Origin of the sequence: Scytonema hofmannii PCC 7110, from assembly GCF_000346485.2 — a bacterium.
Lineage (GTDB): Bacteria > Cyanobacteriota > Cyanobacteriia > Cyanobacteriales > Nostocaceae > Scytonema > Scytonema hofmannii.
Genome location: NZ_KQ976354.1, coordinates 11,156,378 through 11,167,639, shown reverse-complemented (window position 1 = coordinate 11,167,639; position 11,262 = coordinate 11,156,378). Strand labels below are relative to the sequence as shown.

Below are 11,262 nucleotides of genomic sequence, written 5' to 3'. Positions count from 1 at the left end.
GTTGGTTGTTAGTTGTTAATGGCTAATGACTAATTCCTATTAGCTATTAACTATTAGCTATTAACTATTAACTACTAACCATTAACCATTAGCCATTAGCCATTAGCAACAATCCCGATTCAAGCGTTTCGCTAGTCATAAAGAAATCAAGAAATCCAGTCACAGACATAATATCTTGAATTTCTTCTGAAAGCCCTACTAGTACTAATTTCCCATCCTGAGCGTTTGTCCGTCGGTAGAGCGACAGGAGCATCCGCAAGCCAGTACTGGACATATAAGGCACTTTGCTCAAATCTATCAGAATCTTATTACCTGGCAGGGTTAGGGGTAAAACTTTCTCTTGAATTATCGGTGCAGTATTTGCATCCACTTCACCCGCCAGTTCTACCAACATGACCTCTTCAACTGTCAGGGTTTTGATTTCCATCTTAAAAGCCCTATGTGTAGTTCACAAGCAATGCTAATTCAATCGTAAAAATCTCCATTCTCTTTCCTCTGTGTTCTCTGCGTTCTCTGCGGTTCAAAAACCATTAATTCCATCAATCCAAGCAGATTATTATTAATTAATTTTTCGTCCAGTCACAATACTCCAGTAGCCAAAAGTCGGTTTAACTTCAATATTAACAAACCCAACCTCAGCTAAAAGATTTGATAATTCCACATCAGAATATTCCTGCCCTCCAGCACACCAAAGCTGCATCATAATATTATATGCAGCTGTTGCAAGTGGTCCCGTGCGATCGTGATTAAATAACCATTGATGAATAATTATCCGTCCACCAGGCTCAAGACAATCAAAGCTTTTTTTAGTGAGAAAACGATTTTTCTCTAAATCGTAATTGTGATAAATCAGCGAGTAAAAGTGCAGATCGGCAGACGGGAAAGGATCGTTCCACATATCACTGACTTGAGTGCTAATCTGTTCTTGCAGCTTGTACTGAGCAATATACTCTTGTGCAACTTGGCAAACTGGTGCAATGTCCAAAATAGTCGATCGCAAGTTAGACCATTTGAGAGTCGCACCAATGCTGTGAGCGCCAGAACCTCCAGCAATATCTAACATATGTGTATTACCAGAAAGATCCACAGCTGTAGGCCAAGCCAAAGCAGGAGCTACACTTGCAGAATGCATAGCTCGTGTAAAAATGCGAGTTTGCTCATCTTTATCTTCTTGTTCGTGAACCTTATAGAGAGAATCACCCTCGTAAACAACAGGAGCATCTGTTAATATAGCTTCCTTAATTCCTTCATAAGAGAAAGAATTAGCATTAGCGATCATTAAGTCCAACCACCCACAAAAAGAAGTGGGACTGCTTTCAAGAAGATATTCACAAGCGACAAGAGTCAGGGAGTAATATCCATCTTTGAGTTGAATAAAACCCATTGAAGTGCATATAGATAAAACTGCACTTGCTGCTCGTGGTGCAAGATTAAGGCTTTGACTAATCTCCTGCAAAGTGCGTGGTGTTTCTGCCAACAACGGAAATAGTTTCAGTTCATGCGCTACTAGCACTGTTGGGTGACCGTGCAGACCAACAATTGCATCCCAAACTTGTGTACCATCTGTTTGTGGTTGGGGAATGGGATTAATTGCAGATTTATCAATTGCTTGAGTCATGTTAATTCTCCTAGAGCTACTTAAACACTTGCTAAACATTTTGTAAAATCGGAGCGCTTGCTTTTCCCATTCCCAACCTTGGCTTGGTTACAACATACAAATCGTCGCCAGATCCTGGTGCAGATAGTGAAATGAATTCCTGGATCGCCTCAAAAAATTGGGCATTTGTCTTCTGCAACTTGCTGGGCTTCACTCTTGTATCAGCACCCCGCTCTTCTTCCAGAAAATTGAGGCTTTTCTCCAGACGCTCCGATATCTCTCCTAAAACCTGACTGGGTGTAGGGTTATAAGCATCCCAGATATCCTCAAGACCAGTTGCTAAGTTTATAAACGACTCTGTCTTGGACTCCATATCATTAGATGATTCGGACTTGTAGCGGCTGAGCTGATAGGCTTCGGAAAGATAAGCATCTGAATTACAGTTTTTGTTGTAGAAGATTGCTATCAACATCATCAAGCGCAGGTAGGATCGACTATAACTTTTCTCAAAGAAAGCTATTGCAAGATTTTCTTCTACTTCACCACGCACGACGCTAGCAAGGCTGGCTGTTGCTAACACGGCGCTGTACATTGCCAGATGAACGCCAGTGGATAGTAAGGGGTCTAGAAAGCACGCTGCATCTCCTAATAAGTAGTAGCCCTGTCCAGCAAAACGGTTAGCTGTATATGAGTAATCTTGCTCAACGCGCACCTCTGATACCAGATCTGCCGAGCTAATCATATCCTCTATTAAAGGATTGCCTGCGATCGCCTGAATATAAGAATCCCTCAGAGACGCCTGCCGTTTTTCTTTATAAACTGATTTGGGGTACACTGCACCAATACTCATTGTTTGATCGGAAAGCGGGATCGCCCACACCCAGCCATCCGGGATAGTGACAGTAGAAATCGCGCCCTCGAAACCATTGGGTAACCTTTTTGCGTTCTTCCAGTACCCCCACGTGGCAATATTCTGGAATGCATTGGCATCACGACGGTTGCGTAAGTAACGCGTTGACATAATTCCAGCGCGACCCGATGCATCAATCAGGAAGTCGAAGGACGCTTCTCCAGTCTCACTTCCTCCAGTAATCTGAGACCAAGCTGCACTCCGGGGTCTTTCTCCCTCAAAAGACAGACTCTTGACCTCAATTCCCTCAAAAACTTTAACTCCCTGGCTTTTGGCATGCTCTAAGAGCAATTGGTCGAATTCGTCACGGCGAACTTGATAACTGTAGGTGTGAGTCTTTACCGATCGCTCAAATTTGACGTTCCATGCCTCAGATCGCCAATCTATGCGAGCTCCTGGCTTGTATTGGAAGCCGTGGGCTTCTACTTTTTCGCGCACACCTAACAGATCGAATATCTCTAACGCAGCCGGTAAGAGCGATTCGCCAATGTGGTAGCGAGGGAAAACTTCTCGCTCTAATAATGTGACATCAAAGCCCTCACGAGCCAGAAGAGTAGCAGCGGTAGAACCGGCAGGACCGCCACCGATAACTAATACTTGTGTATGACTGGGTAGAATAGACATCGAAGGATTTTCCTGTAAGTTGTTTGACTTTTTGTTTGAGTGATGATAAGAGCCCGTTATAGATGCAAGAACAGAATATAGCAGTCCTATTGAGTTATAAGAATTATTAACCGCAAAGACGCAAAGAGCGCAAAGAAAAGAGAGAAGAGAAAATTTTACAAATGATTGAGGATTGCTATAGTGCAATTGTTGCTTGATTACTTAGGAATAATTTGCACCTTGACTTTGACTGGCTCTTGCGTTTCTGGTAATGTTACGGTTAAGTTTTCAGCGTCAAAGTTGTTGTAGGTTTCTCCATTGATTTCACAAGCACCAATCTTGATACTGCCTGGGGGTAAAATGTCTGGCGACACTCGTAGGAGATTATTGGGAAATCCTCCTGGAGTGGGCTTGAAGTAAAAGTCCATTGGGTTTTTATGAATCAGGAGATTAGTGTAGACAGAGGCAAGATAACACAACTCAGTAGAATGATATGCACTCATTGAGTGTGAACCTTTGCGACGTTCATTTCCACTGACGAGATAGGGGATACCATTAGCAAGAACATTGAAATAGACACCACCGTCTTCTGTGTCTAAGAACCAAGCATTGTAAAAGGCAGCAGACTCACGTGCTAATCGGAGATGGTCTTCGTCTTTTAGTAAACCAGCTAAAATGAAGTAGGCTAAGATAGCTTGTTCTTGCTGCCACCAAGCTTTGCGATCGTGCCAGACAAAGCGGTGAGCCGTTTGACCTGGTTCGAGAAGGCGTTCAACTACGTCGTACCATCCGCCACGCTGCTGGTCACTGCCAACATCGGGCATGATTTGGGCAATTTTTTGTGCTAGTTCGACGTACTCGTCTTTGGGTTTTAGGCTGTACATCCGCATTAGGTTCCAGGCAATTTTGAGGTTGTGACCAACCACAGCACGATTTTGCTGCCATCCCCAGGTTGTATCAGCTGACCAATCTTCGTAGAAACGTTCTTGAACAAAGGGACTGTTCTCCCAATCTGGAAACCGTTTTGCAATTATGTCAAAGGTATACTCCAGCATTTTGGCGTATTCTGGTTGACCTGTAGCTAACCAGAGATTAATCAAGTATGCTGGGGCATGATCGCCAACAGAGTTCCAGTTCTTTTTTGCTTTGTTACGACCAAGGGAATCGCTGTGGGCGTTTAGAGTGACAGGGTCAAGATGAGAGAAGTAGCCGCCATGCTCGCTTCTGTCTAGGAAAAAGTCGTTAAATAGCTTGACTGTTAACTGAGCATCGCTTAGGATACGGGGATCGCCCGTGATTCGGTAAGTTTGTATCGGACCCGCTAAGGCGTAAATTTGCTCGTAGGCTGGAATCGCATAGTAATCATCACCAAATTCTGAGGCGAAGATTTTGTGTTCGCGATCGCCATACATATCAATGCCGTGATACCAATAGACAATACCTTCATCTAAATCTACAAACCGCATATGTTCGCGCAGGTATTCGGTACCTTTTTCAGCAGCATCGAGAAATCGCTCTTCGCCAGTTAACAGATAAGCACTAGCAAACCCATAAACCATGCGCGAGATCGTATCAGTTTCTTGGCGAAAATTGTAGGTTTGCTTAGCACCAACTAAAGTTAAATCGGTGCGATAGTTGCGGTAGTCAATTTCTTCTTCTCCAAACTGGGCTTTTAGGTAAAAATCTGCCAGAGACTGAATCTGTTTGATCCACCAGTGAGGTTTTTCAAAAACATAATCGTTTTCAGTTCGACCAACGAAAACAATTTGTTTGGCTTCAAATTTAGAACTATCCGGGTAGAAAATACCATAGGCAAACAAATACCGACCTGGTACAAGCATAGACCTCATGGCTCCAGTAGCATCTGGGTAAGGTTCTTCTAAATTTTGCACTAGTTTGGCATAGGTCATTGGACTTAAGGCCGCGTGGAATTCTCTGCCATCTGAAGTTTTGATACCAAAAATATCATTTTCTGCATCAAAGTGGGTCACATACCCAGCTATGAGGTCTGAGATTGGAAAGTTTATGTTGTTCATTGTTCATTGTTCATTGGTTAGTTGTTAGTGGTGTAGGACAGGCGTCTCGCCTGTCATCGTGAGTAGTTAGGGACTTCCAAGTAAAAAAATATTCCAAAATTTCTTGTGGTGCGGGCGTCCTCGCCCGCCACTACCCGCCACTATATAGAAGACGGGCGGGGACGCCCGTCCTACAGTATAAGATAATTTATTTCCTGGAAATCCCTTAAAATCAACCTATTAGAGCAGGAGTCGTTGATTGATTTTTCTTTTCAAGTTCCTGTAAGAAAACTTCCATAAATTCTTCGACAACCCCAGGGTGTTGTGATGTAACCAAGTTACCATCTACATATATACTTAGGGTTCCATCATCGTTATACATGACTATTCCCCCAGCATTTTCCACATCACAAATGATGTTATGAGCGCAGGTTACCTTACGACCTTTAATAAGTTCTGGATCGGCACAAAAAAGCCAGACACTGTGGCATATTGTGCCAATTTTCAAATTTCCCAAATCCATCTCTTTTACAGCTTGGCGTAGAAATTCTACAGCAGGAGATTGGTTCGGCTGACCGGGTTTGGGAAGGACTTGATAGCGCAAGCGATCCATGGCATACCCGCCAATCAGGATAATCCCTTTGTAATCTGAAAGATTAATATCTTTGACATCAACTGTAACTGTTACTTCTTCTGTGTGGTCGTTACCTTTAAAGGTAAGGCTCTCTTGATTCCAAAGATTAGAAATGTATTCTACTTCGTATCCATGCTCTGGAAAAAACTCATTGAATCGCCGATACTCAGTTTCATCAAAGTGTTCTTCAATAAGGATACCGATTTTGCCCTTTGTTTGTGTTGTCATATTCTTCTCAACTTTTTTGAAAGAGTTTACACATTACTCAAGATTGGTATGCATTTCCCATAGCATTTCTGCACTCTTATTTAAGCTTTGGGATAAAACATGAAATATTGCATCGAATAAAAGCAATGCAGCCTGCTCAAACAAAGAACCAGGATACTGTTTTGAATACTGATAGCTGTGGTCTTGTTTGGGGGCGGCTTCAATTTCAATCAATACATCAGCCATTTTTCCTAAAGGAGATTCTGATTGAGTGGTTACACCAACAATATGACCGCCTATTTTCTTTGTTTTTGCAACCATCATAGCAACATTACCCGTACTACCCGAACCAGAAAAGGCAATAAGTAAATCACCTTTTCTCAAGGATGGTGTAGTCGTTTCACCCAAAACGTAAACCAAATATCCTAAATGCATCAGCCGCATTGCTACCATGCGGATTACCAAACCACTACGACCTTCTCCAATCACAAATATTCGTTCTGCACCTGCAATTTTTTCGGTAAGGTGTTCAATTACGGAATAACCTATTTTTTCTAAAACTCGTTTGTTCTCTGATAAAACTAAATTAATTGCCTGTGTAAGGTGTTCTTGAAGAGTCGCTGACGTTTCTGGATGGCTATGATATACTTGTACCATATTATGTTTTTTCTCTGGCTATCTTATTTTAGAAGGTGTTGGCATTGATAAAGAAGGTTCTATAATGGTGGGTTTTGTTGCCTTATCCTTCTTTTCAAGTTCTTCTAAAAAAACTGTAAGGAATTCGTCGATCACTCCTGGATGACGTGCTGTTATTAAGTTACCATCGATACAAGTAGATCGGGTTTGACCGTCCTCATACACGATCGCTCCCCCGGCATTTTTCACATCATCAATGATATTGTGAATGCAGGTAACTCTACGACCTTTTAAAAGTTCTGGTGCTGCACAAAACAGCCACAAGCCATGACAGATTGTACCAATCTTTAATAAATCGGTATCCATTGCCTTCACTGCTTTGCGGAGAAACTCTACAGCAGGAGATTGGTTGGGTTGATCGGGATGGCAACTCACTTGATATCGCAAGCGATCCATTGCATATCCACCAATAAGGAGAATACCTTTGTAGTCAGTTGGGTCAACATTCTTAAAATCGGTTGTAACAGTTACTTCTGATATATACTCATGCCCTCTGAAAGTAAGTTGCTTTTGCTTCCAGAGATGAGAAATGTATTCTACTTCATATCCGTTTCTGGGAAAGAAGTGGTTAAATTGTTGATACTCAAGCTCCCCAAAGTATTCTTCGATAATTACACCTATTTTGCCTTTTTTATCTGTCATATGAGATCAACAGCCTTTTTTAAAGAAGTCAATAAGAAGGTTTGCGATCGCACTAATCCTATCTCGCCTGAAAATTGCTTATTTGAATGAACCGCAAAGACGCAAAGGACACGAAGGAAGAAAATCGGTAATCGTGTGATGGGAAGGGAGTAAAGCTCTACTTATAGGGAGTCAATGGTTCATAGCCCGTAATTAACAGAAATCAATAACTATTGACTATTGACCATTGACTGTTAACTTATTAGAGTTTAATGAGCTTCAGAAGTTCGGGAGATGCAAAGACATCACGGTAGAAAGTCAACTGTTCGGTTTTTAAGTAAACGCCTCCTCTATGACCGCGACGTAGGAAAGTCACGTTCCCCTTTGCAATGGTTTCACCTGTTTCGTCATCTACAGATTTCCATTCAAAATAAGTCACATCATCATGAAACATGACAATTGGCCAACACATAGTGACTCCGGGCTGTGAAATCAATGCCCACCAGTGTTGCTCTCGCTCTTGTTGTTCTGTCAAGCCAACATAGTAACCGTCTTGGCATAAATAAACGAGGTCATCGCGATATTCACCTGTTAACAAATCACCGCGTCCCTGTCTTAATGCTTCACAATGAGTAGGCCACCAGTCCCTATTTTCTTGTTCAACTTGTTTTGCAGTATAGTCAGAACTAATTGGTGGCAAAGTTTCTTCTTTTTTGGAAATCAATTCTTTAGATAGCTGGATAAGTCTTTCCTTAAGCTCTTCGGAAACTAGTCCAGCCTTTGAATAATCAGCAGCTAAATCTTTGTAGTAGTTTATTCTTTGACGCATGATTGTTTATCTCCTTGTTTCAATTATTAATTTCAGCTTTCTCTTTTTGATACTCATCTTGTGCTGTTTCAAACAAAACTTTGGCTTTACGTAGCACTTGATTAAACTCCAATTGCTCTCCGTTGGGTCCTTTACAGTAAACGAGTGTCCATCCTTCAAAATCTCCAAAGGAAGGGTCAAATAGTTTGCATGAGTTGTACTGTGGATCGGTATTTGCCCTTTCCTGTTCTGTTTTGACGCGAACAATTCGATTACATTTGACTCGATCCATTCCGCGCTTGTGACATTCTGTTTCCAAGTTGTTCACAAACTCATCGACATCTACATCGTCCTTTAAATAAAAGGATATATGCATTGAGTTGAAGCAAGCTGGACTGGAGTAAGAATTTTTTACTGGGAAAGCTACGGAACCATTGGGTTGCTCTGAAGCATCTCTGTACTGTAGAATTTCCAGGACAACATTATCAAACTGAATAAAATAAAGGTCTAGATTTTGTTCCCCATCTCTAAGGTTGGGTATACCAAGGGTTTTTGGATCGGTTCCAAGGGCGATCGCTTCAATCTCTTCTTTTTGCAGCAAAGTATTGTGCATAACTTCGCCAGCAAGACCGATTTCTGGAATTATGATTTTTCCACCCAATACCTCCGTATAAAATTCTAAAGCTTTTCCCATGTCCTCAACAGTGAGACCAATATGGTGAACTCCTCTCAATTGCTTACTAATAGCAGAGGAAGCTTTTTGTTCAAAAGAACTAGCTACTTGTCCTACAGCCATAACTCTAGTCCTCTCAAATGACGATTTTTGCAATTAAGGAATAAGTCTTTGACAGAAGGAAACCATCGGTAACTAAGTGCAGTACGCGTTAACTTCTTCTGACATTATTAAGTTAGATGCTATCGAGGGAAGAACCATTGCAGAAATATTGATAGCAGCCAACCTCGATTCATCTTATTTTTAATTTACGTTGGATTGCTTAAATCTAAAGGGACTGTTCTATTAAAGATTACTTATGAGGTTATCTATATAAGTAAGCCAACTTGTATAGAGTTAATATTTAGTTAAATTTAGAATAAGGAAGATTTAAATTAGGCTTAATTGTTGTCGAAAAAGTTTGTTAAATTATCCTGACTTGTTGTCTAAACTTCTCTAAACTCTTAGAGAGAACGGGGTTTAATTTTACCCTATTCTCTCTCTACTCCAAATCTTATTTTTATGGTAGCATCTTAGATTTATCTAAAATCTATAAGATGAAAAGCCTTATTATATAAGCGTTTTGAAGCTTAGCATTAAAAATCAAAGTATTCACATTTATAAGAATTTAATATATTTGAAAATCTTCAAGATTCGGTAATATACTATAAAGCAAAACTGATTATTCAAGAACTGTATTAAGATTTAATAAGATTGCCAACACGAATTTGTAAAGAATTGTACTTTATACTAGATAAATGGCAGCTATAAATTACAGGCAGCATTTGTGGAGAACCGTAATTTTAGTCTGAAGATGGTAACCATCAAGTCAGGCAAGACTACGTCAATAGGCAAATATGAAATGGCTAACACTTATATAATTGATCTATGCTGATTCATCAGTTCATAAACGCTAGCACTGAGTCATCCGAGGTTATTGGCAACGCCCAACCAACCCCTTCCGATTGTCACGAGCCTCCACAGTCCGGCTCTAAGCAAGAGCGTTCTAAAGAATTATCTGAGAGTCTTAAGTTAGAGTCCACTTTGCAAGAACTGTCTCTTTATGATTTCCAAATAGAACTCTCTTGCTTGGGGGAAGACCTATCCAAAGCTTTTGAACAAAATCCGTTACTGCCAGGAGCAATTCTAACAGAGCAAGGGAAGTTCAAGGGGAAAGTTTCGCGCCAACGATTCTTGAGAATTCTGAGCCGTCCTTATGCCAGAGAACTGTTTTTTACTGCTCCACTCAGTCGCTTATACACCTATGTTGAAACAGATGTATTAGTTTTGCATAGCAATACGTTAATTGTCAAAGCGGCGAGTCGATGTTTACAACGTCCTCCGGAATTACTTAGGGAACCGCTAGTCGTAAAATTTGACAATGAAGTTTATAAGTTGTTAGATATACATCAATTACTGGTAGCTCAAGCTCAAATTCATAAGTTAGCAACACGTCTAATAAAGAAGCAAACCGATCAACTTTCCCAAGCTAAAAGAGCGCTAGATGATGAACTAGAAAAAGGTAGGCAGATTCAGATAGATTTTTTACCTACCGACATTCCAAAACTACCTAACTTAGAAATTGCAACGTGTTTTTATCCTGCTCGTCAGGTTGCGGGTGATTTTTACGACGCTTTTATCCTTCCTGGTAATTACCTTGGATTAGTTCTTGCTGATGTTTGTGATAAGGGTGTCGGAGCTGCACTCTTTATGGCTTTGTTCCGTAGCTTAATCAGAATTTTTTCTGGACAAACTAGTATCTATGGCTTGTCTATAGTAAGTAATGATGAGGTTTCGTGCTGCAATGTTAATGACCTTTGCCCAGCCGATCTAGAGCAAATCAGTGCTCTCAAAGCTGTTGAGCTAACAAACAACTACATCACACAAAATCATGCTCAAATGGGTATGTTCGCCACGCTTTTTTTTGGAGTGTTAAATCCAGCGACTCACTCGCTAACTTACATCAATGCCGGACATGAACCCCTGTTTATCGTTAACTCGCAAGGAGTCAAGACAAGTCTTAAACCTACCGGACCTGCAGTAGGAATGATACCAGATATGAAGTTTAAAATTCATCAGGTACAATTAGAGCCGGAAGACATTTTAATTGGTTATACAGACGGGGTGACAGAAGCTCGTGCTCCTAACGGTGATTTCTTTACTCTCAAACGACTGCTAAAACTTTTAGAGGAGCCTACTTTGTCAGTTAGCGATTTACTCGATCGCATCAAAACTCATTTGTTCGCCCATATTGATGATGCACCCCAATTTGATGACATTACCATGCTAGCTATACAGAGAATCCCCTCAGAGACTGGGGACTAAAGATTGGAGACTGGGAAAAAGAATTGTGTACAACCCAGAGACGCGCTATGGCGCGTCTCTGGGTTGTGTTTCGGAAATGTCTAATGTGGCAAACCACTAGATACGGTCACTGATTACTGGTCACTGATTACTGG

10 protein-coding genes are annotated in these 11,262 nt (G+C 41.0%); 1 reads left to right on the top strand and 9 read right to left on the bottom strand.

The annotated features are described in order from the left end of the window. Positions 1–88: 88 nt before the first annotated feature. From WA1_RS46990 to WA1_RS46950, 9 genes are all read right to left on the bottom strand, one after another. Positions 89–427, bottom strand: coding sequence for an anti-sigma factor antagonist (locus WA1_RS46990; protein ID WP_017745018.1), 339 nt, complete (start codon positions 425–427; stop codon positions 89–91). 132 nt (positions 428–559) lie between these two features. Then, the gene (locus tag WA1_RS46985) at positions 560–1,618 is read right to left on the bottom strand and encodes a methyltransferase (RefSeq protein ID WP_017745017.1); all 1,059 of its coding nucleotides are present in this window, start codon (positions 1,616–1,618) and stop codon (positions 560–562) included. 31 nt (positions 1,619–1,649) lie between these two features. Continuing rightward, a complete protein-coding gene (locus WA1_RS46980; RefSeq protein ID WP_017745016.1) occupies positions 1,650–3,131 on the bottom strand; it encodes an NAD(P)/FAD-dependent oxidoreductase in 1,482 nt (493 codons plus the stop codon). Between the two features lie 197 nt (positions 3,132–3,328). After that, on the bottom strand, positions 3,329–5,146 hold the full coding sequence (locus WA1_RS46975; RefSeq protein ID WP_017745015.1) for an AGE family epimerase/isomerase: 1,818 nt from the start codon (positions 5,144–5,146) through the stop codon (positions 3,329–3,331). Positions 5,147–5,357: 211 nt separating this feature from the next. Further along, a complete protein-coding gene (locus tag WA1_RS46970) occupies positions 5,358–5,987 on the bottom strand; it encodes a DJ-1/PfpI family protein (RefSeq protein WP_017745014.1) in 630 nt (209 codons plus the stop codon). Positions 5,988–6,020: 33 nt separating this feature from the next. Next, positions 6,021–6,623, bottom strand: coding sequence for a 6-phospho-3-hexuloisomerase (gene hxlB, locus WA1_RS46965; RefSeq protein WP_017745013.1), 603 nt, complete (start codon positions 6,621–6,623; stop codon positions 6,021–6,023). Between the two features lie 18 nt (positions 6,624–6,641). Next, on the bottom strand, positions 6,642–7,304 hold the full coding sequence (locus tag WA1_RS46960; RefSeq protein ID WP_017745012.1) for a DJ-1/PfpI family protein: 663 nt from the start codon (positions 7,302–7,304) through the stop codon (positions 6,642–6,644). Positions 7,305–7,545: 241 nt separating this feature from the next. Then, on the bottom strand, positions 7,546–8,112 hold the full coding sequence (locus tag WA1_RS46955) for a hypothetical protein (protein ID WP_017745011.1): 567 nt from the start codon (positions 8,110–8,112) through the stop codon (positions 7,546–7,548). Positions 8,113–8,131: 19 nt separating this feature from the next. Further along, positions 8,132–8,887, bottom strand: a complete 756-nt coding sequence (locus tag WA1_RS46950; RefSeq protein WP_017745010.1) for a VOC family protein — start codon at positions 8,885–8,887, stop codon at positions 8,132–8,134. Positions 8,888–9,691: 804 nt separating this feature from the next. Between WA1_RS46950 and WA1_RS46945 the strand changes: the two genes are divergently transcribed. Continuing rightward, entirely contained in the window at positions 9,692–11,128 is a 1,437-nt protein-coding gene (locus WA1_RS46945; protein WP_017745009.1) for a PP2C family protein-serine/threonine phosphatase, read from the top strand. Positions 11,129–11,262: the final 134 nt, after the last annotated feature.